This window comes from Citrobacter sp. wls710, assembly GCF_005281115.1.
In the GTDB taxonomy this organism is placed as follows: domain Bacteria; phylum Pseudomonadota; class Gammaproteobacteria; order Enterobacterales; family Enterobacteriaceae; genus Citrobacter; species Citrobacter werkmanii.
Genome location: NZ_SZXD01000030.1, coordinates 37,583 through 60,562, shown reverse-complemented (window position 1 = coordinate 60,562; position 22,980 = coordinate 37,583). Strand labels below are relative to the sequence as shown.

Genomic DNA, 22,980 nt, shown 5'->3' with positions numbered 1-22,980 from the left:
TTTAAAGAGACCGACGCACATTAACGGTCTCAGGCGACAGGCACAACGGAGAGAGAAACTATGTTTGAACCTATGGAACTAACCAATGACGCGGTGATTAAAGTCATCGGCGTCGGCGGCGGCGGCGGTAATGCCGTTGAACACATGGTGCGCGAGCGCATCGAAGGTGTTGAATTCTTTGCGGTGAATACCGACGCTCAGGCGTTGCGTAAAACGGCGGTTGGACAGACCATTCAGATTGGTAGCGGCATCACCAAAGGTCTGGGCGCGGGTGCAAACCCGGAAGTCGGTCGTAATGCGGCAGACGAAGATCGTGAAGCTCTGCGTGCAGCGCTTGACGGCGCAGACATGGTGTTTATTGCAGCAGGTATGGGCGGCGGTACCGGAACCGGTGCAGCGCCAGTGGTTGCTGAAGTAGCAAAAGATTTAGGTATCCTGACCGTTGCTGTCGTGACTAAGCCTTTCAACTTTGAAGGCAAGAAGCGTATGGCATTCGCTGAGCAGGGTATCACCGAGCTGTCCAAACACGTGGACTCTCTGATCACTATCCCGAACGACAAACTGCTGAAAGTGCTGGGCCGTGGTATCTCCCTGCTGGATGCGTTTGGCGCAGCGAACGATGTGCTGAAAGGTGCAGTCCAGGGTATCGCTGAACTGATTACGCGTCCGGGCCTGATGAACGTCGACTTTGCAGACGTGCGCACCGTGATGTCCGAAATGGGCTACGCGATGATGGGCTCCGGCGTGGCAAGCGGTGAAGACCGTGCGGAAGAAGCGGCTGAAATGGCAATCTCTTCCCCGCTGCTGGAAGATATCGATCTGTCCGGCGCGCGCGGCGTGTTGGTCAACATTACTGCGGGCTTCGACCTGCGTCTGGATGAGTTCGAAACCGTCGGTAACACCATCCGTGCCTTTGCATCGGATAACGCGACCGTGGTTATCGGTACCTCTCTGGACCCGGATATGAACGACGAACTGCGCGTGACCGTTGTTGCCACTGGAATTGGTATGGACAAGCGTCCTGAAATCACTCTGGTAACCAACAAGCAGGTTCAGCAACCGGTAATGGATCGTTACCAGCAACACGGTATGGCGCCGTTGACGCAAGAGCAAAAACCGGTTGCGAAAGTGGTGAACGACAATACGCCGCAAACCACTAAAGAGCCGGATTATCTGGATATCCCTGCGTTCCTGCGTAAGCAAGCTGATTAAGAATTAGCTGGAATTTGGGAATTGTGGCTCTTTGTGCTAAACTGGCCCACCGAATGTATAGTACACTTCGGTTGGATAGGTAATTTGGCGAGATTATACGATGATCAAACAAAGGACTCTTAAACGTATCGTTCAGGCGACTGGCGTCGGTTTGCATACCGGCAAAAAAGTCACCCTGACATTACGCCCTGCGCCGGCCAACACCGGGGTCATCTATCGTCGCACCGACTTGAATCCTCCGGTAGATTTCCCGGCCGATGCCAAATCTGTGCGTGATACCATGCTCTGTACGTGTCTGGTCAATGAGCATGATGTACGGATTTCAACCGTTGAGCACCTTAACGCTGCTCTGGCGGGCTTAGGTATCGATAACATCGTTATTGAAGTTAACGCCCCGGAAATCCCGATCATGGATGGCAGTGCCGCTCCGTTCGTTTATCTGCTGCTTGATGCAGGTATTGAAGAACTGAGCAGCGCCAAAAAATTTGTTCGCATCAAAGAGACCGTTCGTGTCGAAGATGGCGATAAGTGGGCTGAGTTTAAGCCGTATAATGGTTTTACGTTGGATTTCACCATCGACTTTAACCATCCGGCAATCGACTCCAGCACGCAGCGCTACGCGATGAACTTTTCTGCGGATGCGTTCATGCGCCAGATCAGCCGCGCGCGTACTTTCGGCTTCATGCGTGATATCGAATATCTGCAGTCCCGCGGCCTGTGCCTGGGCGGCAGCTTCGATTGTGCCATCGTTGTTGACGATTATCGCGTATTGAACGAAGACGGCCTGCGTTTTGAAGACGAATTCGTTCGTCACAAAATGCTCGACGCGATTGGTGACTTGTTCATGTGTGGTCACAACATTATTGGTGCATTCACCGCGTATAAATCCGGTCATGCATTGAATAACAAACTGTTGCAGGCGGTCCTGGCGAAACAGGAAGCCTGGGAATATGTGACCTTCCAGGACGATGCAGAACTGCCGTTGGCGTTCAAAGCACCTTCGACCGTACTGGCATAACGACATACGTTGTCGCATAAATTCGACTGGTTAATCTGGCACTCTCTCCGGCCAGGTGAACCAGTCGTTTTTTTATTTTTCGATTGCAAACCACCTTCTCTGAAGCGATTTTCTCCCCACCGGCAGAGTAAAATAGCGTTCGATCGCTGCTTTCTTAAGCATATTTACCCGCGACTTGCGTCATTACTGCTGTGGTACGAACGCATTAATGGTAATATTTGTGCGCAAAAAATGGTTTTGCATATGTAACCCCAAACGCAGGGTATATCAGGTGGCAATAACGTGAGTGGAATACTGACGCGCTGGCGACAGTTAGGCAGACGGTACTTCTGGCCGCATCTCCTGTTGGGGATGGTCGCGGCTAGTTTTGGCCTGCCCGCGCTCGGTAATGCTGCTGAACCTAATACCCCCGCGAAGGCGACCGCCAGCAATCACGATCAAGGCGCTAAAGTTAACTTTAACCAGCTTGCTTTGCTGGAAGCGACCAATCGCCGCCCGAATTTTACCGTCGACTACTGGCATCAGCATGCTATTCGTACGGTCATTCGCCATCTTTCTTTTGCCATGGCTCCTCAGGCGCTGCCCGTTGCTGAAGAGCCGTTGCCAATCCAGGCGCACCATCTTGCGTTACTGAATACGCTCAGCGCGATGCTGACGCAGGAGGGCAGACCGCCCGCGACCGTGAGTCGCGTGACATACTCCCATTTTACCTCTCAGGCCGCGTTTAGCGTTCCGGTCTGGATCAGCCAGCTGCAGGGTATCCGCGCTGGCCCTCAACGCCTCAGCTAAAAAAGAACCTTCCAACTTATAATTTTTGACTCCGCACCGCGGGGCGTTTGAGATTTTATTATGCTAATCAAATTATTAACAAAAGTATTCGGTAGCCGTAACGAACGTACGCTGCGTCGTATGCGTAAAGTGGTCAATGTCATCAACGCGATGGAACCGGAGATGGAAAAACTCTCCGATGATGAGCTGAAAGCGAAGACCGCTGAATTCCGCGCCCGTCTGGAAAAAGGCGCCAGCGTTGAGAGCCTGATCCCGGAAGCGTTCGCGGTGGTCCGCGAAGCGAGTAAGCGTGTGTTCGGCATGCGCCACTTCGATGTTCAGCTGCTGGGTGGTATGGTCCTGAACGACCGCTGCATCGCGGAAATGCGTACCGGTGAAGGTAAAACCCTGACCGCAACGCTGCCGGCGTACCTGAACGCGTTAAGTGGCAAAGGCGTACACGTGGTTACCGTGAACGACTACCTGGCTCAGCGTGACGCTGAAAATAACCGTCCACTGTTTGAATTCCTCGGCATGACCGTGGGTATCAACATGTCTGGCCTGCCAGCACCAGCCAAGCGTGAAGCCTACAACGCTGATATTACTTACGGTACCAACAACGAATACGGTTTTGATTACCTGCGTGACAACATGGCGTTTAGCCCGGAAGAGCGCGTTCAGCGTAAACTGCACTATGCGTTGGTCGATGAAGTCGACTCCATCTTGATCGATGAAGCGCGTACGCCGCTGATCATTTCCGGTCCGGCTGAAGATAGCTCGGAAATGTATAAAAAAGTGAACAAAATCATTCCGCACCTGATCCGTCAGGAGAAGGAAGATTCCGACACGTTCCAGGGTGAAGGCCACTTCTCCGTTGATGAGAAAGCGCGCCAGGTTAACCTGACCGAGCGTGGTCTGGTGCTGATTGAAGAACTGCTGGTGAACGAAGGCATTATGGATGAGGGCGAGTCGCTGTACTCTCCGGGCAACATTATGCTGATGCACCACGTGACTGCCGCACTGCGCGCGCACGTGCTGTTTACCCGTGACGTCGACTACATCGTGAAAGACGGCGAAGTTATCATTGTCGACGAACACACTGGTCGTACGATGCAGGGGCGTCGCTGGTCCGATGGCCTGCACCAGGCTGTTGAAGCGAAAGAAGGCGTGGAGATCCAGAACGAAAACCAGACGCTGGCATCCATTACCTTCCAGAACTACTTCCGTTTGTACGAAAAACTGGCCGGTATGACCGGTACTGCAGACACTGAAGCGTTTGAATTCAGCTCCATCTACAAACTGGATACCGTGGTCGTTCCGACCAACCGTCCGATGATCCGTAAGGATTTACCGGATCTGGTGTACATGACCGAAGCGGAAAAAATTCAGGCGATTATTGAAGATATTAAAGAGCGTACCGCAAATGGCCAGCCGGTGCTGGTGGGTACTATCTCCATTGAAAAATCGGAAGTGGTCTCTAACGAGCTGACCAAAGCGGGGATCAAGCACAACGTACTGAACGCCAAGTTCCACGCCAGCGAAGCGGATATCGTTGCTCAGGCGGGTTATCCGTCAGCCGTAACTATTGCGACAAACATGGCGGGTCGTGGTACCGATATCGTGTTGGGTGGTAGCTGGCAGGCGGAAGTTGCCGAGCTGGAAGACCCAACTCCGGAACAGATTGCCCAGATCAAAGCTGACTGGCAGGTTCGTCATGACGCGGTGTTAGCGGCCGGTGGTTTACATATTATCGGTACTGAGCGCCATGAATCTCGTCGTATCGATAACCAGCTGCGCGGCCGTTCCGGTCGTCAGGGGGATGCAGGTTCGTCTCGTTTCTACCTGTCGATGGAAGATGCGCTGATGCGTATTTTTGCCTCTGACCGCGTGTCCGGCATGATGCGTAAACTGGGTATGAAGCCGGGTGAAGCGATTGAACACCCATGGGTGACGAAAGCGATTGCAAACGCGCAGCGTAAAGTGGAAAGCCGCAACTTCGATATTCGTAAGCAACTGCTGGAATATGATGACGTTGCAAACGACCAGCGCCGTGCAATCTACACCCAGCGTAACGAACTGCTGGACGTCTCTGACGTTAGCGAAACCATTAACAGTATCCGCGAAGACGTCTTCAAAGCGACGATTGATGCCTATATTCCGCCGCAGTCTCTGGAAGAAATGTGGGATATTCCTGGTCTGCAGGAGCGCCTGAAAAACGACTTCGATCTGGATATGCCGATTTCAGAGTGGCTGGATAAAGAACCTGAGCTGCACGAAGAAACGCTGCGTGAACGTATTCTGGCAAACGCGGTGGAAGTTTATCAGCGCAAAGAAGAAGTTGTGGGCGCAGAGATGATGCGTCACTTCGAAAAAGGCGTGATGCTGCAAACGCTCGACTCGCTGTGGAAAGAGCACCTTGCGGCAATGGATTACCTGCGTCAGGGTATCCATCTGCGTGGTTATGCGCAAAAAGATCCGAAGCAGGAATATAAGCGCGAATCCTTCTCTATGTTTGCATCAATGCTGGAATCACTGAAGTATGAAGTGATCAGTACCCTGAGCAAAGTTCAGGTACGTATGCCAGAAGAAGTAGAAGCGATGGAGCAGCAGCGTCGTGAAGAAGCTGAGCGTTTAGCGCAGATGCAGCAGTTGAGCCATAAAGGTGACGATTCCGCCGCGGCAGAAGAGCTGGCAGCACAAACCGGCGATCGTAAAGTGGGTCGTAACGATCCGTGCCCTTGCGGTTCCGGCAAGAAATACAAACAGTGTCATGGCCGTCTGAGCTAAGAAAATAACTTATTGAAAAGGCGCAGACTTCTGCGCCTTTTTTATGGACGATGAAAATGAAAATACTACAGATCGCCGTCGGGATTATTCGTAACCAGCACAATGAAATTTTTATCACCCAGCGTGCGGCGGATGCCCATATGGCAAATAAGCTGGAATTCCCCGGCGGGAAAATTGAAGCGGGTGAAACGCCAGAGCAGGCGCTGATTCGCGAACTACAGGAAGAAGTCGGGATCACACCGACTCAGAATTCACTGTTCGAAAAGCTGGAGTATCAGTTTCCGGACCGGCACATCACTCTATGGTTCTGGCTGGTTGAGAGCTGGGAAGGCGAACCGTGGGGCAAAGAGGGACAACCGGCGCAGTGGATTGCGCAAGATACTCTGAATGCGGAGGATTTCCCGCCCGCGAATGCGCCGGTAATTGAAAAGCTGATTGCGGGCTAATGGTGTTCGTAGGCCGGATAAGCGCAGCGCCATCAGGCAAAACAACATACAATGCCGGATGTGGCGTTGCCTTATCCCGTTTTAACAGAATTATTTCTGCTCTTCACTCCAGTCGTCGCTTTCCGACAGATCGCCAGAGCTTGGGATGCGTTTCTCTTCCGCGGCCCACTCACCCAGATCGATTAACTGGCAGCGTTTGCTGCAGAATGGGCGAAACGGACTGACTTCAGCCCACACCACGGGTTTGCCACAGGTTGGGCAGTTGACGATAGTTTGTTCAGACATGTTGACTCCTTAACAGCACGCCAGATCAAAATCGAGACGCTCAGGCACCTGGCCATTCTCGCTATCCAGCGGCATAAAACGAATGGCAAAACGGCTCTTATGACCAGAAATTTGCGGATAAAGCTGCGAATCCAGCGGCAGCTGCAAGCGCAGCAAATCGGCATCTTCGCCGTTATCCTGGTAAAAACCATTCAGGCTGGTTTGTTTACGAAACGGCGCCGAGTTACGAATTAAATCCAGCACCAGCGACAACGCCTGGTTGAGCGGATTCAGGCTGGCAAGCCAGGTTTCAACCTGCGCGTCGCGTTGCGGTTGCGGTAAATGTAACCAGATATGCAGGGTGGGAAGATCGAAACTGCAGCATCCGCCAGGAATGCTTAAACGCTGACGCACGAGGCCAATCAGACGATCTTCACGCAGCGTTTGTCCAATGCGTGGGGCCGAAATCAGAATGCTGCCCGCGCTTTTTAACTGTTGGCGCAATGCGTCGATTCTGCTTTGATCGACGCCGGGAACTTCAACCCAGGCCTGGAGTTTACGCTGTTGTCGTTCAAGTTCTTTCAGGAGTTCGGTTCGGACTTCACCGCGTTCAAAGACATCCAGTAAGTCGCCGATATTACGGAAAAAATGCAGCGCCCCTGCATGGTCTGCAATAGGTAAATTAACGGAGAGCTGTTGGATCAAAAACTCTATGCGCAGCCATGTACGCATCTTCTCATTGAGAGGGTGTTCAAAAAGGACCTGGGTGTGCATTACGGTTTTTCCTGTGAGACAAACTGCAACGCGCATTGCAAATAGAGCGCGTGCAGGCGGGCGACATCCGAGGCGATGGCTTCCGGTGCGCCATTATTATCAATAACATCGTCTGCCACGGCCAGACGCGCTTCACGCGTTGCCTGGGCAGCAAGAATTTGTTCAACATGCTCGCGTGTCACATCATCACGCTGCATGGTTCGTCTGAGCTGGGTCTCAGGGGTGACATCCACCACCAGCACGCGGTTGGCTTTTATATACAGCGAATTCTCTACCAGCAACGGGACAACCCATAACAGATAGGGCGAGGTCGCTTGATCAAACTGACGCTGTGTTTCCTGCTGAATAAGCGGATGGAGCAGCGCATTTAGCCAGCTTTTTTCCTCAGGATTGGAAAAAATACGTTCGCGTAAAATGCGTCGCTGTAGCGACCCGTCAGCGGCTATCACGTCGGAACCAAAATGTTCTTTAATCGCCACGAGGGCAGGCTTACCTGGTTCAACCACCTGACGCGCAATGATATCTGCATCAATCACGTTTATTCCGAGGTCAGCGAACGCATTTGCAACGGTGCTTTTACCACTGCCAATGCCGCCGGTTAAGGCTACTGTATACCTCATAGATGCAGATCCTGGAGTTTAAGTTTGATTATCAAACAGTTAAAAGTTAAGCGCGTGAAGGCGAGGCTGCTGCAGGATTAACCTACTATTCGCCAGGTAAATTTATGGGATTGTAGCGTAAAAAAAGAGAATTTCGCAGTCTTGCGCGGCATTGATTAGTGCGTATGATAGCGTCACTGGAGTTGTGAGTTTCGATTTTTCGCCATTAACCCCAGGAATCCGCACATGCGTATCGAAGAAGATCTGAAGTTAGGTTTCAAAGACGTTCTTATCCGCCCTAAGCGTTCTACTCTCAAAAGCCGTTCCGATGTTGAGCTGGAACGTCAATTTACCTTTAAGCATTCAGGTCAGACCTGGTCCGGCGTACCGATTATCGCTGCGAACATGGACACTGTCGGGACGTTTGCCATGGCAAAGGCTCTGGCATCTTTCGACATCCTGACGGCTGTGCACAAACACTATTCTGTTGAAGACTGGTCTGCCTTTATCGCAGAGACTTCTACCGATGTGCTCAAGCATGTGATGGTTTCAACCGGCACCTCTGACGCTGATTTCGAAAAAACCAAACAGATTCTGGCGCTCAACCCGGCGCTGAACTTTATCTGCATTGATGTGGCAAATGGCTACTCAGAGCATTTTGTTCAGTTTGTCTCAAAAGCGCGTGAAGCATGGCCGACGAAAACGATCTGTGCGGGCAATGTAGTTACCGGCGAAATGTGTGAAGAGCTGGTGCTTTCCGGTGCGGACATTGTCAAAGTCGGTATTGGGCCAGGTTCTGTATGTACCACGCGTGTAAAAACCGGCGTTGGCTATCCGCAGCTTTCAGCAGTGATTGAATGTGCCGATGCAGCCCACGGTCTGGGCGGTATGATTGTCAGCGACGGTGGCTGCACAATGCCGGGTGATGTGGCAAAAGCGTTCGGCGGCGGTGCGGACTTCGTTATGCTCGGCGGGATGCTGGCCGGTCATGAAGAAAGTGGCGGCAAAATTGTTGAAGAGAACGGTGAGAAATTCATGCTGTTCTACGGTATGAGCTCTGAATCTGCCATGACGCGTCACGTAGGTGGTGTTGCACAGTACCGCGCCGCAGAAGGTAAAACCGTTAAGCTGCCGCTGCGTGGTCCGGTTGATAATACCGCTCGCGATATCCTCGGCGGCCTGCGTTCAGCCTGTACTTATGTCGGTGCATCTCGTCTGAAAGAGCTGACCAAACGTACAACGTTTATTCGTGTACAGGAACAAGAAAACCGCGTTTTCAATAGTCTGTAACATGATCAAGCTGGCGTGTGGTAATGCGCCAGCTTTATCCCACGCCGCTCATTGCATCTCCCAAATGGAAAATCGGTAAATACATCGCGACAACCAGCGTACCGATGATCAAACCCGTAATGACCAGTAACGCGGGCTCAAGTAGCGCAGCCAGATTTTCCGCCTGAGACAGCGTTTTCTCTCCGTGATGGTGGGCGAGATTACGCAGCATTGCATCCAGCGAACCTGATGCTTCCCCCGTTCTTACCAGCTGTATACATAATGGACTGAATTCACCGCAATTTTTCAGCGCCAACCAGACAGGTTTCCCGGCGCTGATATCGTGATGAACCTGCGCTAAACGTTGAGACCAGAAAGGGCTGGCAAGCGTTTCACTAACACTCTCAAGACTCTGTAAAAAGGGAATGCCAGCGTTTTGTGTTAACGCCAGAACGGTAAAAATCTGTGCGAGTTTTTGCCCTCTGACCATTGCTCCTGTAACAGGGAGACCAAGCAACCATTTCTGACTCAGAATGAGCCAATACGGTTTTTGTTTGATCACGTGATATGTCATAACCGAGAGCATAGTGAATGCTACCACTAGCCACCCCCATTGGCTGCTATAGTCGGCGATGGCAATAATCCCCCGAGTGAGCGCCGGTAGTGGGGTGTTGAACGTTTGGTAGATGGCGGCAAACTCAGGGAGCACAAACTGCAGCATCGCAAATACGACCATTACCGCCATCGTGATGATGATAATCGGATAGCGCAGGGCTTTTTTAACTTTATCAGCGAGTTGCTGCTGGTTTTTTTGCTGTCTGGCGAGTTCAAAACAGCAATCATCCAGCTTACCTGTAAGCTCTCCGGTACGGATCATTGCCTGATAAAGTGGCGGAAAAACGTGTTGCCATGTTGCGAGTGAGGTGGAGAGGGAAATGCCCTGCTCCATATCGTGAGCCAGTGTGCGCAGTAGCGCCTGCCACTGGCTGCTGGGATGCTGTTCAGCCAGCAGGGTTAGCGCTGCCGAGAGTGTTAGCCCTGCTTTCAGTAAGGTTGCCAACTGATGTATGGTTTCGGCGCTTCTTTCACGGCTCCAGTGAGAGTTTTTGACACGGATACGTTTAATACGTAACGGCGTGATATGCCGCTGCTCCAGTGCTTGTATCAGCGAGAGTCGGGTTTCAGCCCATAATACGCCTTCCGACGGCTCACCTTCGTTGTTAATACCTTGCCAGCGCCAAAGCTGTTTAGCTGACATGCGGCATGCCCAGTACGCGAATAAGTTCTTCATATGTCGTTAAGCCTTGTTCGACAGCCTGACAGCCATTCTCGAAAAGCGTACGCCCTGATAGCTGAGCATCTGACTCGACCCCGTCTGTGGATGTGCCGCTGGCGATATTCTGGCGTAATGCAGGAGTAACGGGCAGCACTTCAAACAATGCGGTACGGCCATAAAACCCGTGATAACAATGTTCGCAACCAGACGCATGCCAACGTGGCAGTGGCATGGGCCAGATTGCTTTGGGGAGCGTGATGGATGTCTCCAGGCGTTGTCGGCAATGGGGGCATAGCTTTCTGACCAGCCGTTGGGCAATGACGAGCGTCAGCGCGGAGGCGATCATCCAACGCGCAACCCCCATTTGCTGCAGGCGCACCAGGGTTTCACTGGTGGAATTTGTATGCAGTGTTGACAGAACCAGATGGCCGGTTTGTGCTGCCTTAAGCGCTATTTCAGCCGTTTCGCCATCGCGGATTTCGCCGACCATAATGATGTCGGGATCCTGGCGCAGCAGAGCGCGCAATACTCCCTGAAAAGTAAGACCTGCGCGTGGGTGAATTTGTGTCTGGTTAAGGCCTGCGATCGGGATCTCTACCGGGTCCTCTACGCTACAAAGATTCACATCTGATGTATTTCGGGTTTGTAGCGCGCTGTACAGGGTGACCGTTTTACCGCTCCCGGTAGGCCCGGTAACCAGAATCAGCCCTTGAGGCTGCTGCAACGCTTGCGAAAATGCTGCCAGCTGTTCGTCCTGCATTCCCAGCGTAGTGATATCCAGCGTCTGATCGACCTGTTGAAGTAGCCGCAGCACTACCTTTTCACCCCAGCGACAGGGCAGGGTGGAGATACGAAACGAAATGGGCTGCCCTGAAATCTCAACGGTAAATTGTCCGTCTTGTGGCAGCCGGTGCTCGGCGATATCCAGACTGCCTAATACTTTTAATCTCGCAGTGATAGCGATGCCCATCTCAGTTGTGACTTCCGGCAAAGCGTGTAATACGCCATCCACGCGTAATCTGATCCGATAGCGATGTTCCGCGGGTTCAAAGTGAATATCAGAAGCCCGTTGAGCCAGGGCGGATTGAAACGTCTGATTCAGCAACCCGGCTGCGGTAGCGCTGCTTTCAGACACTACGACCGGTAACATTTTCTGTGGCGTATGCGTGTGCCCTTCCATTTGCTGGCGCGTCCAGCAAACAATGTCGATACGTCGGGTGGTGGCAAAATGCAGGGCATCCAGCAGCTCATGGGACGGTGCATCCACCACGGCGATGTGTACTACTTCATTGTCTGCATCGAGTAATATTCCCTGATAACGTTGGCATAGCGCCTTAAGTTGCGTGGTATTCATCTCTTTTCCTTAGTAGGTATCGAAGCGGAAAACGTCTTCGCAAGCCTGTTGCAGTGCGCTGTCATTTTGAATGGCGCAGTTACGGCTCCAGCCGGTAATACCGTTGGCATTATCCCAACCCGGCGTCATCGTGATGCTTAGCCCGTTCAGGCTTTCCTGGCCTGTGAGACTGACAACGCCTTTTTCAACACTCATGCCTGAGACATAACGGGTGGTTGTGGGGGAGGGGATGCCATTGGTCCCGGCATCGCAAGTCTCCGTTCCACCATGCTCCAGCGCACAGAGTTCGACCGCGGTGCGATAGGGGACAAAGGTTTGCAGCATGTCTGTCAGGGCGGCTTTGCGTAGATAGTTTTGATAAGCCGGAATACCGATGGCGCTAAGAATGGCAATGATGCCAATGACCACCATCAGTTCGATAAGCGTGAAGCCTCGTTGTTTATCCATTGTTGATTCGCTCCTGGAGTTAGCTAGCGCTACTTTGGCAAATCGAACGGATCTTTGGCGAGAGACAAAAAACAGAACGGGAAGGCGGGTTCAGAGGATATTTACGAAATTACAGCATCAGACAACGTATTTGCGAAGGGGCTCGAAGAAACTGCCGGATGACGGCGTAAATGCCTTATCCGGCTGGGGATGCCCGATAAGCGATGCGCCATCGGGCCTTGCTATTAGAAATTAACGAAAACGCATGGAGAGATCGAGCGCGCGGACGTGCTTGGTCAGTGCGCCAACGGAGATAAAGTCCACACCGGTTTCGGCAAATTCTCGCAGTGTTTCATGGGTGACGTTACCCGAGACTTCCAGACGCGCCTGGCCGTTGGTGCGTTTTACCGCTTCGCGCATTTGCTCAGTTTCGAAGTTATCGAGCATGATGATGTCCGCCCCGGCTTTCAGCGCGTCGTCCAGTTCTTCCAGGCTTTCAACTTCAACTTCAACGGGTACATCCGGATGCAACCAGAAGGCTTTTTCAACGGCCTGGCGTACCGAACCAGAAGCAATAATATGGTTTTCTTTAATCAGGAAGGCGTCAGAAAGCCCCAGACGATGATTCGCGCCGCCGCCGCATAACACGGCGTATTTCAGGGCAGTACGCAGCCCTGGCAGCGTTTTACGTGTATCCAGTAGTTGGGTTTTTGTCCCCGCCAGCAGATCGACGTATTTACGCACCTCGCTCGCCACACCCGAAAGCGTCTGCACAAAATTAAGCGCGGTACGTTCGCCGGTCAGCAGTACGCGGGAAGGTCCGTCCAGCTCAAACAGCGGTTGATTAGCTTTAATGCTGTCGCCATCCTCGACATGCCAGGTGATGTTGACATCATCGCCAGCCAATTGAATAAAGACCTCTTCCACCCAACGTTTCCCGCAAAAAACGCCATTTTCTCGGGTGATCACGGTGGCGTGGGAGCGCATGTCTTCGGGTAAAAGCTGTGCGGTGATATCGTTATTGGCATCAACTTCTCCGCCTAAATCTTCGCGCAGTGCCTGGGCTACAGCGGCAGGGATATCCAGATTTATGCGTTCCAACAGCGCGTCACGTCGGTAGTCAGGGTTATAGCGGCGAGGCGGCATGATAAAACTCCAAATTGCTAACGAATCATAAGGTAGAAACATGCTACCCTGAACCTGATATGAGCACCACCAATAAGGAGATTCTGCATGTTGTTAGATGAGGGTTGGCTGGCAGAGGCGCGACGCGTTCCCTCTCCTCATTACGATTGCCGCCCGGATGACGAAACCCCTTCTCTGCTGGTGGTGCATAATATCAGTCTGCCGCCCGGCGAATTTGGCGGCCCGTGGATAGACGCGTTGTTTACCGGCACGATTGATCCCAAGGCCCATCCTTTTTTTGCTGAGATCGCCCATTTGCGCGTCTCGGCCCATTGTTTGATCCGCCGTGATGGTGAGATTGTGCAGTACGTCCCTTTTGATAAACGAGCCTGGCATGCGGGCGTGTCAAATTATCAGGGGCGTGAGCGCTGTAATGATTTTTCAATTGGTATCGAGCTGGAAGGAACGGATACGCTGGCCTATACCGATGCACAGTATAAGCAACTGGCCGCCGTGACGAATGCACTGATTACGCGTTATCCGACCATTGCCAGCAATATAACTGGACACTGCAACATTGCCCCCGAGCGTAAGACCGATCCCGGGCCGTCTTTTGACTGGGCAAAATTTCGCGCCCTGGTCACCCCCTCGTCGCACAAGGAGATGACATGACGTTGTTTACAACATTACTGGTGTTGATTGTTGAACGCCTGTTTAAGCTGGGTGAGCACTGGCAGCTTGATCATCGGGTGGAAGCTTTTTTCCGCCGAATTAAGCACTTCTCGATGATGCGTACGGTGGGCATGACCCTGATTGCAATGGGGCTGACATTCCTGCTGCTGCGCGCGGTTCATGGGCTGCTGTTTAACGTTCCGTTACTGGTGGCGTGGATCTTAATTGGCTTGCTGTGCATTGGAGCAGGCAAGGCGCGTCTCCACTATCACGCCTATTTACAGGCGGCATCTCGTGATGATGTACATGCTCGTGAGGCGATGGCCAGCGAGCTGACGCTTATCCATGGTGTTCCGCCGGACTGTGATGAGCGTGAGTTCCTGCGTGAACTGCAGAACGCGCTGTTATGGAACAACTTCCGCTTTTATCTGGCGCCGTTATTCTGGTTGATTATTGGTGGTCCTTGGGGACCGGTGACGCTGGTTGGTTATGCCTTTTTACGCGCCTGGCAGTCTTGGCTGGCGCGCTATCAGACGCCGCATCAGCGTCTGCAATCGGGTATTGATGCGATCCTGCATGTGCTGGACTGGATCCCGGTTCGTTTGGCTGGCGTAGTCTATGCGCTGCTGGGACACGGCGAGAAAGCGCTGCCGGCCTGGTTTGCCTCACTGGCGGATCTGCATACTTCGCAATATCAGGTGTTAACGCGTCTGGCGCAGTTCTCTCTGGCGCGTGAACCGCATACTGATAAAGTCGAAACGCCAAAAGCGGCTGTTTCAATGGCGAAGAAGACCTCTTTTGTGGTGGTGGTGATTATCGCATTGCTCACCATTTATGGCACATTAGTGTAGCGTTGTGCCGGATGGCGCTAACGCTTATCCGGCCTGTAATGTAAAACGTGTAGGCCCGGTAAGCATTAGCGCCACCGGGCAGTGCAACGGCTTAGAGCGTATCAGCAGGTGGGATGCCAAAATCAGGCATCCCGTTTTCGTCCCAGCGCACCAGTTTCAGACGCGTATGGCGGTTTGGATCGTACAACGGATCGCCTTCAATTTCGGTGTAATTTCTCGCGTGGTACACCAGTACATCTTCACCTTCCGGCGTTTGCGTAAAGCTGTTGTGTCCCGGTCCATACTGGCGATTTTCATAGCTGGTGGTAAAGACCGGGCGCGGTGATTTTTGCCAGTTCTGCGGGGTGAGCGGATCGGCGTTGAGGTCAATCCACAGCAACCCCATACAGTAATTCTCATCGGTGGCGCTGGCCGAATAGCTGATAAATAGCTTGTCGCCATGCACCACGACGGCCGGACCTTCGTTGACCCAGAAACCCCGGCATTCCCAGTCATACTCAGGATGGCTGAGCATGACCGGCTCGCCTTTAATCGTCCATGGGTTTTCCAGCTCTGCGAGATAAATATTGGAATTTCCGGCGATATCGGGTGATTTTTGTGCCCATAGATACCATTGTTTCCCCTGATGATTAAAGGTGGTGGCATCCAGGGCGAAGGTATCAAACTGCGTTTTAATCTGGCCTTTCTCTGTCCACTTGCCGGTCAACGGATCGGCGTCTGCGCACTCCAAAGCAAACATGCGGTGCTGGAACATTCCCAGCTTATCAAGCGCCTGAGTATGGGTAGCGGCAAAATAGATGTACCACTTGCCCGCCAGATGATGAAGTTCCGGCGCCCAGATGAGCTGGCTCATAGGACCACTTTCCGGCTTACGCCAGACAACAACGGGAGTGGCGGAGCGCAAACCCTCCAGAGAGTCGGCCCGACGGATCTCCAGCCGGTCATATTCTGGCACTGACGCAATGAAATAGTAGTGGCTACCGTCGCGTAAGATAAACGGATCGGCGCGTTGCTCGATAAAGGGATTTGGCCACTGATTCATTAGGCTTTCCTTACGGGTTCAGTCGTTTTTATATCGTGGTATTCATTCAGTTCACGGTAGTTGGTACGGCGTTTTTCCAGATCGGTCTGGATTTGCTGCATAAACTCGCGGTCAACTTTTAGCAGGCGAACCACGCCTGCGGTAATCAGGTAGCCTACGCCGGGTATGATGGTAAACAGCAGCATAATACCGTTGATGGCAGAGTCGCTTTGCGCTTTCGCCCCTGCGTCGTAGCCGTACCAGGAGAGCAGGAAGCCAACCATCGCCCCGGCAATCGCCAGGCCCAGCTTGAGGAAGAACAGGTTACCGGAGAAACTGATCCCGGTGATGCGCTTACCGGTTTTCCACTCACCGTAGTCATCGACATCCGCCATCAACGACCAGTGCAGCGGGGAAGGGATCTGATGCAGGATGTTGAGCAGGAAGTAGAGCACCATGATCATCATGGTGGCTTTCGGGTCGAAGAAATAAAATGCAGCGGAGAAAATCGCCAGGATGATGTTGGTCCAGAAGAACACCTTCAGTTTGCACCAGCGATCGGTTAATACCTTCGCCAGCATGCTGCCGATCATCATGCCGACGACGCCGAGGCTGATAAACAACGTGGCGAACTGCGTGCTTTGTTGCATAACCCACGTAACGTAGTACATGGTGGCGGCCATGCGAATAAAGCCCGGGCAGACGTTGCACAGGGTTAACAGCAGGATTTTTACCCACTGATCGTTCTTCCACACATCTTTCAGGTCGGCTTTTAAATCGTCGTTAGTCTGCACGGCGGGGCGAACGCGTTCACGGACTGATGCAAAGCAAAACAGGAACATACACATGCCGATGAAGGCGAGCACCGCCATCGCCATCTGATACCCTTTAGCTTTGTCTTCCCCGCCAAACCAGTCAGCCATCGGCAGCAGGGTGAGGGAGAGTAGCAGGGTTGCAATCCCTACCAATACAAAGCGATATGACTGACAGGCGACGCGTTCCTTGGGATCGTTGGTGATAACGCTGCCGAGCGAACAGTAGGGAATGTTGATCGCCGTATAGGTAATAGAGAGCAGGAAGTAGGTGACGAAGGCATAGATAACTTTGCTGTTATACGTCCACTCAGGGGTGGTAAACATAAGCACGCTGAATAATGCGTAAGGGAAAGCCATCCACAAAAGCCATGGACGAAATCGACCATATTTACTGCGTGTGCGGTCGGCCATCGCGCCCATTATAGGGTCGGTAACGGCATCGATAACGCGTACTGAGAGTAGTAATACGCCGACCAGGGCAGGCGCCAGACCAAAAATATCTGTGTAAAAGTAGTTAACAAACAACATGATGGCGCCAAAGATGATGTTGCATCCGGCGTCGCCCATTCCATAGCCGATCTTTTCTTTCACCGTGAGCTTACTGGTTTCCATCAACTGCACTCCATTAATGAGATATGGAGAGAATTATTGTCTGGTACCGGTGTTTTTACGTTGCAGGATAACGCCGCTGATATGGACGAAACAGTCGTGAATGGGAAAGTGTGAGGCAGGTAACAACCCCCACCCGGTCCAGGTGGGGGAGGGAAGTTTAATGCGCTTTAACCGCGCGGGCCGTTTTCTGCTTGCACAGATAGCCGATGCCAAGAATACCAATCCATACCGGGATTAAGTACACTGAGATCGCCATGCCCGGCGTCATCAGCATAATCACCAGCACTGCGGCCATGAACAGCAGGCACACCCAGTTACCAAGCGGGTAGAGCAGAGCCGGGAAGCGGGTGGTTACGCCCTGCTGCTGTTTGGCTTTGCGGAACTTCATGTGCGCCAGGCTGATCATCGCCCAGTTGATCACCAGGGCGGAAACCACCAATGCCATCAGCAGGCCAAAGGCGGATTCCGGCGCCAGATAGTTGATCAACACACACAGAGCCGTTACCAGCGCGGAGACCAGAATGGTGTTTACCGGTACGCCGCGCTTGTCGACGTTCATCAGCGCTTTCGGCGCGTTGCCCTGCTGCGCCAGACCGAACAGCATGCGGCTATTGCAGTATACACAGCTGTTATAGACAGAAAGGGCGGCGGTCAACACCACGATGTTCAGCGCATTGGCAACAAAGGTGTCGCCCAGCTCGTGGAAAATAAGGACAAACGGGCTGGTATCAGCCGTGACGCGTGTCCACGGCATCAGGGAAAGCAGAACCGCCAGCGAACCGACATAGAAAATCAGGATGCGGTAGATAACCTGGTTAGTCGCTTTCGGAATGCTTTGCTCCGGGTTATCGGCTTCTGCTGCGGTGATGCCGACCAGTTCCAGCCCACCAAAGGAGAACATGATAATCGCCATCATCATCACCAGACCGGTGAAGCCGTGTGGCAGGAAGCCCCCCTGGCTCCACAAGTTGCTGACGCTGGCCTGTGGGCCGCCGTTACCGCTAAACAGCAACCAGCCGCCGAACAGGATCATCGCAACTACGGCAATGACTTTAATAATGGCAAACCAGAACTCCATCTCGCCAAACACCTTCACGTTGGTCAGGTTGATGGCGTTGATCAGCACGAAGAAGGCCGCCGCAGAAACCCAGGTTGGGATCTCCGGATACCAGAACTGAATGTATTTACCTACGGCAGTCAGCTCTGCCATGGCAACCAAAACGTACAGTACCCAATAGTTCCAGCCGGAAGAGAAACCCGCGAAACCGCCCCAGTATTTATAAGCAAAGTGGCTAAAGGAGCCTGCAACCGGCTCTTCAACCACCATTTCACCTAACTGACGCATAATCAAAAAGGCGATAAAGCCGGCAATAGCGTAACCGAGAATAATCCCCGGTCCTGCAGACTGGATAACGGATGCGCTACCAAGGAATAACCCGGTACCAATCGCGCCACCCAGCGCGATTAGCTGTATATGGCGGTTTTTAAGGCCGCGCTTGAGCTGATCGCCATGCGGTTGACTTTCCATCATTAAACCTCGTGTGTGGTTTTACTCTTCATATTTCGAGTACTTATTTTTTGAACTACGCAGCAATGCGTGTGTAAGTTTGCAATTCCGTTTGTTGTATTAATTTGTTTACAGATGCCAATAAGGAAATGTTGCCTCAATACTTTTGTCTTGATCAGAATAATGTTATGCGAGCGCGAATGCACCTGCTTTATGCGAGGGTGTTGACGAGTTGAATAAAAAGAAACCATTTGTAAATGCGAGTTTATCTACCTCAAAATTTCCATTTTGAATTTTTATTCATTAATTTCGCTTTAAAAGTCGATAATTAGGTAGGTGAATCGGTTCAGATAATATATTTTTTCGTTTCAATTCGGTTAAAACTACCCCATGGTGGGTAAATTTAACATTTGTGCATAGTTACATGTTTGAAACGTTATTTCTGTAATGTTGTTAAAATATGCCCCCTTTACTGATTTCAATCAAAACCTGTATGGACAGAAGGTGAATACTTTGTTACTTTAGCGTCAAGAACATGAAATTGGTAAGACCAATTGACTCCGGGCAAATGGCTTAAGACAGGAAATCATGGCCTACAGCAAAATCCGCCAACCAAAACTCTCCGATGTGATTGAGCAGCAGCTGGAGTTTTTAATTCTTGAGGGGACACTTCGCCCCGGAGAAAAACTCCCACCGGAACGCGAGCTGGCAAAACAGTTTGACGTCTCCCGCCCCTCCTTACGCGAGGCGATCCAACGCCTTGAAGCGAAGGGGTTACTGCTTCGTCGTCAGGGCGGTGGCACTTTTGTTCAGAGCAGCCTGTGGCAGAGCTTTAGCGACCCACTGGTAGAGCTGCTCTCTGACCATCCTGAATCCCAGTTTGACCTGCTTGAGACGCGCCATGCGTTGGAAGGTATTGCAGCCTATTACGCTGCATTACGCAGCACGGATGAAGACAAAACGCGTATCCGTGAACTCCACCATGCGATCGAGCTTGCGCAACAGTCCGGCGATCTGGACGGCGAATCCGATGCGGTACTCCAGTATCAAATTGCTGTCACCGAAGCCGCACACAATGTGGTACTGCTCCATCTGCTAAGGTGTATGGAGCCGATGTTGGCCCAGAATGTTCGGCAAAACTTCGAATTGCTGTACGCGCGTCGCGAGATGCTGCCGCTGGTAAGCAGTCACCGTACCCGTATCTTTGAAGCAATCATCGCCGGGAAGCCTGAAGAGGCGCGTGAAGCGTCTCACCGTCACCTGGCGTTTATCGAAGAGATTTTACTGGACAGAAGCCGTGAGGAAAGCCGTCGTGAACGCGCCTTACGCCGTCTGGAGCAACGAAAGAATTAGTGATTTTTCTGGCAGAACGTTAACCAGAAGATGTTGTAAATCAAGCGCGAACTAAAAGCGCGGCAACTAAACGCAGAACCTGTCTTATTACGCTCTCTGACGAGAACGTAATGGGACAGGTTCCAGATAACTCAACGTATTAGATAGATAAGGAATACCCCCATGTCAGAACGTTTCCCAAATGACGTGGATCCGATCGAAACTCGCGACTGGCTACAGGCGATCGAATCGGTCATCCGTGAAGAAGGTGTTGAGCGTGCTCAGTATCTGATCGACCAACTGCTTTCAGAAGCGCGCAAAGGCGGCGTGAAAGTAGCGGCAGGTGCAGGGGCCAGCAATTATGTAAACACTATTGCCGTTGAAGATGAACCGGAATATCCGGGTAATCTGGATCTGGAACGTCGTATCCGTTCTGCTATCCGCTGGAACGCCATCATGACCGTACTGCGCGCGTCTAAAAAGGACCTCGAGCTGGGTGGCCACATGGCATCCTTCCAGTCCTCCGCAACGGTATATGATGTTTGCTTCAACCACTTCTTCCGCGCACGCAACGAGCAAGATGGCGGCGATCTGGTGTACTTCCAGGGTCACATCTCTCCGGGTATCTACGCACGCGCATTCCTGGAAGGTCGTCTGACCGAAGAGCAGATGAACAACTTCCGCCAGGAAGTTCACGGCAAAGGCCTGTCTTCCTACCCGCACCCGAAACTGATGCCAGAATTCTGGCAGTTCCCGACCGTCTCTATGGGTCTGGGCCCAATCGGTGCTATCTACCAGGCTAAATTCCTGAAATATCTGGAACACCGTGGCCTGAAAGATACCTCTAAACAAACCGTTTACGCCTTCCTCGGCGACGGCGAGATGGATGAGCCAGAATCTAAAGGTGCGATCACTATCGCGACCCGTGAAAAACTGGACAACCTGGTCTTTGTTATCAACTGTAACCTGCAGCGTCTTGACGGCCCGGTCACCGGTAACGGCAAGATTGTTAACGAACTGGAAGGCATCTTTGCAGGTGCTGGCTGGAACGTTATCAAAGTCATGTGGGGCGGTCGTTGGGATGAGCTGCTGCGTAAAGACACCAGCGGTAAACTGATCCAGCTGATGAACGAAACCGTTGACGGCGACTACCAGACCTTCAAATCCAAAGATGGCGCATACGTACGTGAGCATTTCTTCGGTAAATACCCGGAAACCGCAGCTCTGGTTGCTGACTGGACCGATGAGCAGATTTGGGCTCTGAACCGTGGTGGTCACGATCCGAAGAAAGTCTACGCTGCACTGAAAAAAGCGCAGGAAACCAAAGGCAAAGCAACTGTAATCCTCGCCCATACCATTAAAGGTTACGGCATGGGTGACACTGCTGAAGGTAAAAACATCGCTCACCAGGTTAAGAAAATGAACATGGACGGCGTGCGTTATATCCGCGACCGTTTCAACGTTCCAGTGACCGATGAGCAGGTTGAAAACCTGTCTTACATCACCTTCCCGGAAGGTTCTGAAGAGCACACCTATCTGCACGCTCAGCGTCAGAAACTGCACGGCTACCTGCCTGCTCGTCAGCCGAACTTCACCGAGAAGCTGGAACTGCCGGCTCTGGAAGACTTCGGTGCGCTGCTGGAAGAGCAGAACAAAGAAATCTCCACCACTATCGCATTCGTTCGTGCCCTGAACGTGATGCTGAAGAACAAGTCGATCAAAGATCGTCTGGTTCCGATCATCGCTGACGAAGCGCGTACTTTCGGTATGGAAGGTCTGTTCCGTCAGATCGGTATCTACAGCCCGAACGGTCAGCAGTACACCCCGCAGGACCGTGAGCAGGTTGCTTACTATAAAGAAGACGAGAAAGGTCAGATCCTGCAGGAAGGTATCAACGAACTGGGTGCCGGCGCATCCTGGCTGGCTGCTGCGACTTCTTACAGTACCAACGATCTGCCGATGATTCCGTTCTACATCTACTACTCCATGTTCGGGTTCCAGCGTATCGGCGACCTGTGCTGGCAGGCAGGCGACCAGCAGGCTCGTGGCTTCCTGATTGGTGGTACTTCCGGTCGTACTACGCTGAACGGCGAAGGTCTGCAGCACGAAGATGGTCACAGCCATATTCAGTCTCTGACTATCCCGAACTGTATCTCTTACGATCCGTCTTACGCGTACGAAGTTGCGGTCATCATGCACGATGGTCTGGAGCGTATGTACGGTGAGAAACAAGAGAACGTTTACTACTACATCACCACCCTGAACGAAAACTACCACATGCCGGCAATGCCAGCAGGCGCCGAGGAAGGTATCCGTAAAGGTATCTACAAACTCGAAACCATCGAAGGTAGCAAAGGTAAAGTTCAGCTGCTGGGCTCCGGTTCTATCCTGCGTCACGTGCGTGAAGCTGCCCAGATCCTGGCGAACGACTACGGTGTTGGTTCTGACGTGTACAGCGTAACCTCCTTCACTGAACTGGCGCGTGATGGCCAGGATTGTGAGCGCTGGAACATGCTGCACCCGATGGAAACGCCGCGCGTTCCGTACATCGCTCAGGTGATGAACGATGCACCGGCAGTAGCATCTACTGACTATATGAAACTGTTTGCCGAACAGGTTCGTACTTATGTACCGGCTGATGATTACCGCGTACTGGGTACTGACGGCTTCGGTCGCTCTGACAGCCGTGAAAACCTGCGTCACCACTTCGAAGTTGATGCTTCCTACGTGGTTGTAGCGGCCCTGGGCGAACTGGCTAAACGTGGCGAAATCGATAAGAAAGTGGTTGCTGACGCAATCACCAAATTCAACATCGATGCAGATAAAGTTAACCCGCGTCTGGCGTAAGAGGT

At 52.3% G+C, this 22,980-nt stretch carries 20 protein-coding genes; 10 read left to right on the top strand and 10 right to left on the bottom strand.

Annotated features, from left to right (window positions below; all coding sequences use genetic code 11):
• The first annotated feature begins 60 nt into the window (after positions 1-60).
• From ftsZ to mutT, 5 genes are all read left to right on the top strand, one after another.
• Complete coding sequence (gene ftsZ / locus FDX14_RS13110) at positions 61-1,212, top strand: cell division protein FtsZ (protein WP_003018753.1); 1,152 nt, start codon at positions 61-63, stop codon at positions 1,210-1,212.
• A gap of 100 nt (positions 1,213-1,312) precedes the next feature.
• Entirely contained in the window at positions 1,313-2,230 is a 918-nt protein-coding gene (gene lpxC, locus FDX14_RS13105) for a UDP-3-O-acyl-N-acetylglucosamine deacetylase (protein ID WP_006686706.1), read from the top strand.
• Positions 2,231-2,512: 282 nt separating this feature from the next.
• The gene (gene secM / locus FDX14_RS13100) at positions 2,513-3,019 is read left to right on the top strand and encodes a secA translation cis-regulator SecM (protein WP_038637228.1); all 507 of its coding nucleotides are present in this window, start codon (positions 2,513-2,515) and stop codon (positions 3,017-3,019) included.
• Positions 3,020-3,079: 60 nt separating this feature from the next.
• The gene (gene secA, locus FDX14_RS13095; protein WP_042312318.1) at positions 3,080-5,785 is read left to right on the top strand and encodes a preprotein translocase subunit SecA; all 2,706 of its coding nucleotides are present in this window, start codon (positions 3,080-3,082) and stop codon (positions 5,783-5,785) included.
• 56 nt (positions 5,786-5,841) lie between these two features.
• Positions 5,842-6,231, top strand: coding sequence for an 8-oxo-dGTP diphosphatase MutT (gene mutT, locus FDX14_RS13090; protein WP_061382989.1), 390 nt, complete (start codon positions 5,842-5,844; stop codon positions 6,229-6,231).
• A 90-nt stretch (positions 6,232-6,321) separates the two neighbouring features.
• Here the strand turns inward: mutT and yacG are convergent, their stop codons facing one another.
• From yacG to coaE, 3 genes are read right to left on the bottom strand one after another with little or no spacing between them, the layout of a single operon-like run.
• On the bottom strand, positions 6,322-6,516 hold the full coding sequence (yacG, locus tag FDX14_RS13085) for a DNA gyrase inhibitor YacG (protein WP_003018740.1): 195 nt from the start codon (positions 6,514-6,516) through the stop codon (positions 6,322-6,324).
• A gap of 9 nt (positions 6,517-6,525) precedes the next feature.
• Positions 6,526-7,269, bottom strand: a complete 744-nt coding sequence (gene zapD, locus FDX14_RS13080; protein ID WP_038637234.1) for a cell division protein ZapD — start codon at positions 7,267-7,269, stop codon at positions 6,526-6,528.
• Positions 7,269-7,889, bottom strand: a complete 621-nt coding sequence (gene coaE, locus FDX14_RS13075) for a dephospho-CoA kinase (protein WP_137349671.1) — start codon at positions 7,887-7,889, stop codon at positions 7,269-7,271. The genes zapD and coaE overlap by 1 nt, the downstream gene beginning before the upstream one ends.
• A 225-nt stretch (positions 7,890-8,114) precedes the next feature.
• Here coaE and FDX14_RS13070 point away from each other — a divergent pair, with 225 nt between their 5' ends.
• Positions 8,115-9,158: a GMP reductase gene (locus FDX14_RS13070; protein WP_042312312.1), complete on the top strand. Its 1,044-nt coding sequence runs from the start codon at positions 8,115-8,117 to the stop codon at positions 9,156-9,158.
• 34 nt (positions 9,159-9,192) lie between these two features.
• Here FDX14_RS13070 and hofC read toward each other — a convergent pair whose 3' ends face one another.
• The 4 genes from hofC to nadC form a co-directional block, all read right to left on the bottom strand.
• A complete protein-coding gene (hofC, locus tag FDX14_RS13065; RefSeq protein ID WP_137349683.1) occupies positions 9,193-10,395 on the bottom strand; it encodes a protein transport protein HofC in 1,203 nt (400 codons plus the stop codon).
• Positions 10,385-11,767, bottom strand: a complete 1,383-nt coding sequence (gene gspE / locus FDX14_RS13060) for a type II secretion system protein GspE (protein ID WP_137349670.1) — start codon at positions 11,765-11,767, stop codon at positions 10,385-10,387. Before gspE ends, hofC begins: the two co-directional genes overlap by 11 nt.
• A 9-nt stretch (positions 11,768-11,776) precedes the next feature.
• On the bottom strand, positions 11,777-12,214 hold the full coding sequence (ppdD, locus tag FDX14_RS13055; RefSeq protein ID WP_042312306.1) for a prepilin peptidase-dependent pilin: 438 nt from the start codon (positions 12,212-12,214) through the stop codon (positions 11,777-11,779).
• 231 nt (positions 12,215-12,445) lie between these two features.
• On the bottom strand, positions 12,446-13,339 hold the full coding sequence (gene nadC, locus FDX14_RS13050) for a carboxylating nicotinate-nucleotide diphosphorylase (protein WP_042312634.1): 894 nt from the start codon (positions 13,337-13,339) through the stop codon (positions 12,446-12,448).
• Positions 13,340-13,426: 87 nt separating this feature from the next.
• Here nadC and ampD point away from each other — a divergent pair, with 87 nt between their 5' ends.
• Positions 13,427-13,990, top strand: a complete 564-nt coding sequence (gene ampD, locus FDX14_RS13045; protein ID WP_061382950.1) for a 1,6-anhydro-N-acetylmuramyl-L-alanine amidase AmpD — start codon at positions 13,427-13,429, stop codon at positions 13,988-13,990.
• Positions 13,987-14,841 (top strand): beta-lactamase regulator AmpE, encoded by an 855-nt coding sequence (gene ampE / locus FDX14_RS13040; protein WP_137349669.1) that lies wholly within the window; start codon positions 13,987-13,989, stop codon positions 14,839-14,841. Before ampD ends, ampE begins: the two co-directional genes overlap by 4 nt.
• 91 nt (positions 14,842-14,932) lie before the next feature.
• On the opposite strand, the gene FDX14_RS13035 is transcribed toward ampE, so the two are convergent.
• The 3 genes from FDX14_RS13035 to aroP all read right to left on the bottom strand — a co-directional run bounded on the left by FDX14_RS13035 (position 14,933) and on the right by aroP (position 18,820).
• Entirely contained in the window at positions 14,933-15,883 is a 951-nt protein-coding gene (locus tag FDX14_RS13035; RefSeq protein ID WP_137349668.1) for a glycoside hydrolase family 43 protein, read from the bottom strand.
• Positions 15,883-17,289, bottom strand: coding sequence for a glycoside-pentoside-hexuronide (GPH):cation symporter (locus tag FDX14_RS13030; protein ID WP_042312300.1), 1,407 nt, complete (start codon positions 17,287-17,289; stop codon positions 15,883-15,885). The genes FDX14_RS13035 and FDX14_RS13030 overlap by 1 nt, the downstream gene beginning before the upstream one ends.
• A gap of 157 nt (positions 17,290-17,446) precedes the next feature.
• Positions 17,447-18,820 carry an aromatic amino acid transporter AroP gene (gene aroP, locus FDX14_RS13020; protein ID WP_165406846.1) on the bottom strand — a complete coding sequence of 458 codons (1,374 nt, stop codon included), beginning with the start codon at positions 18,818-18,820 and terminating at the stop codon, positions 17,447-17,449.
• 564 nt (positions 18,821-19,384) lie between these two features.
• Here aroP and pdhR point away from each other — a divergent pair.
• Together pdhR and aceE are read left to right on the top strand one after the other, a co-directional pair.
• Positions 19,385-20,149, top strand: coding sequence for a pyruvate dehydrogenase complex transcriptional repressor PdhR (gene pdhR / locus FDX14_RS13015; protein ID WP_003018699.1), 765 nt, complete (start codon positions 19,385-19,387; stop codon positions 20,147-20,149).
• Positions 20,150-20,311: 162 nt separating this feature from the next.
• On the top strand, positions 20,312-22,975 hold the full coding sequence (aceE, locus tag FDX14_RS13010; RefSeq protein ID WP_137349667.1) for a pyruvate dehydrogenase (acetyl-transferring), homodimeric type: 2,664 nt from the start codon (positions 20,312-20,314) through the stop codon (positions 22,973-22,975).
• The last annotated feature ends 5 nt before the right edge of the window (positions 22,976-22,980 follow it).

What these genes read in the sequence shown, in the direction of transcription:
- ftsZ (WP_003018753.1), top strand. Translation starts at nt 61, where the DNA reads ATGTTTGAACCTATGGAACTAACCAATGACGCGGTGATTAAAGTCATC.
- lpxC (WP_006686706.1), top strand. Translation starts at nt 1,313, where the DNA reads ATGATCAAACAAAGGACTCTTAAACGTATCGTTCAGGCGACTGGCGTC.
- secA (WP_042312318.1), top strand. Translation starts at nt 3,080, where the DNA reads ATGCTAATCAAATTATTAACAAAAGTATTCGGTAGCCGTAACGAACGT.
- mutT (WP_061382989.1), top strand. Translation starts at nt 5,842, where the DNA reads ATGAAAATACTACAGATCGCCGTCGGGATTATTCGTAACCAGCACAAT.
- yacG (WP_003018740.1), bottom strand. Translation starts at nt 6,516, where the DNA reads ATGTCTGAACAAACTATCGTCAACTGCCCAACCTGTGGCAAACCCGTG.
- zapD (WP_038637234.1), bottom strand. Translation starts at nt 7,269, where the DNA reads ATGCACACCCAGGTCCTTTTTGAACACCCTCTCAATGAGAAGATGCGT.
- coaE (WP_137349671.1), bottom strand. Translation starts at nt 7,889, where the DNA reads ATGAGGTATACAGTAGCCTTAACCGGCGGCATTGGCAGTGGTAAAAGC.
- FDX14_RS13070 (WP_042312312.1), top strand. Translation starts at nt 8,115, where the DNA reads ATGCGTATCGAAGAAGATCTGAAGTTAGGTTTCAAAGACGTTCTTATC.
- hofC (WP_137349683.1), bottom strand. Translation starts at nt 10,395, where the DNA reads ATGTCAGCTAAACAGCTTTGGCGCTGGCAAGGTATTAACAACGAAGGT.
- gspE (WP_137349670.1), bottom strand. Translation starts at nt 11,767, where the DNA reads ATGAATACCACGCAACTTAAGGCGCTATGCCAACGTTATCAGGGAATA.
- ppdD (WP_042312306.1), bottom strand. Translation starts at nt 12,214, where the DNA reads ATGGATAAACAACGAGGCTTCACGCTTATCGAACTGATGGTGGTCATT.
- nadC (WP_042312634.1), bottom strand. Translation starts at nt 13,339, where the DNA reads ATGCCGCCTCGCCGCTATAACCCTGACTACCGACGTGACGCGCTGTTG.
- ampD (WP_061382950.1), top strand. Translation starts at nt 13,427, where the DNA reads ATGTTGTTAGATGAGGGTTGGCTGGCAGAGGCGCGACGCGTTCCCTCT.
- ampE (WP_137349669.1), top strand. Translation starts at nt 13,987, where the DNA reads ATGACGTTGTTTACAACATTACTGGTGTTGATTGTTGAACGCCTGTTT.
- FDX14_RS13035 (WP_137349668.1), bottom strand. Translation starts at nt 15,883, where the DNA reads ATGAATCAGTGGCCAAATCCCTTTATCGAGCAACGCGCCGATCCGTTT.
- FDX14_RS13030 (WP_042312300.1), bottom strand. Translation starts at nt 17,289, where the DNA reads ATGGAAACCAGTAAGCTCACGGTGAAAGAAAAGATCGGCTATGGAATG.
- aroP (WP_165406846.1), bottom strand. Translation starts at nt 18,820, where the DNA reads ATGATGGAAAGTCAACCGCATGGCGATCAGCTCAAGCGCGGCCTTAAA.
- pdhR (WP_003018699.1), top strand. Translation starts at nt 19,385, where the DNA reads ATGGCCTACAGCAAAATCCGCCAACCAAAACTCTCCGATGTGATTGAG.
- aceE (WP_137349667.1), top strand. Translation starts at nt 20,312, where the DNA reads ATGTCAGAACGTTTCCCAAATGACGTGGATCCGATCGAAACTCGCGAC.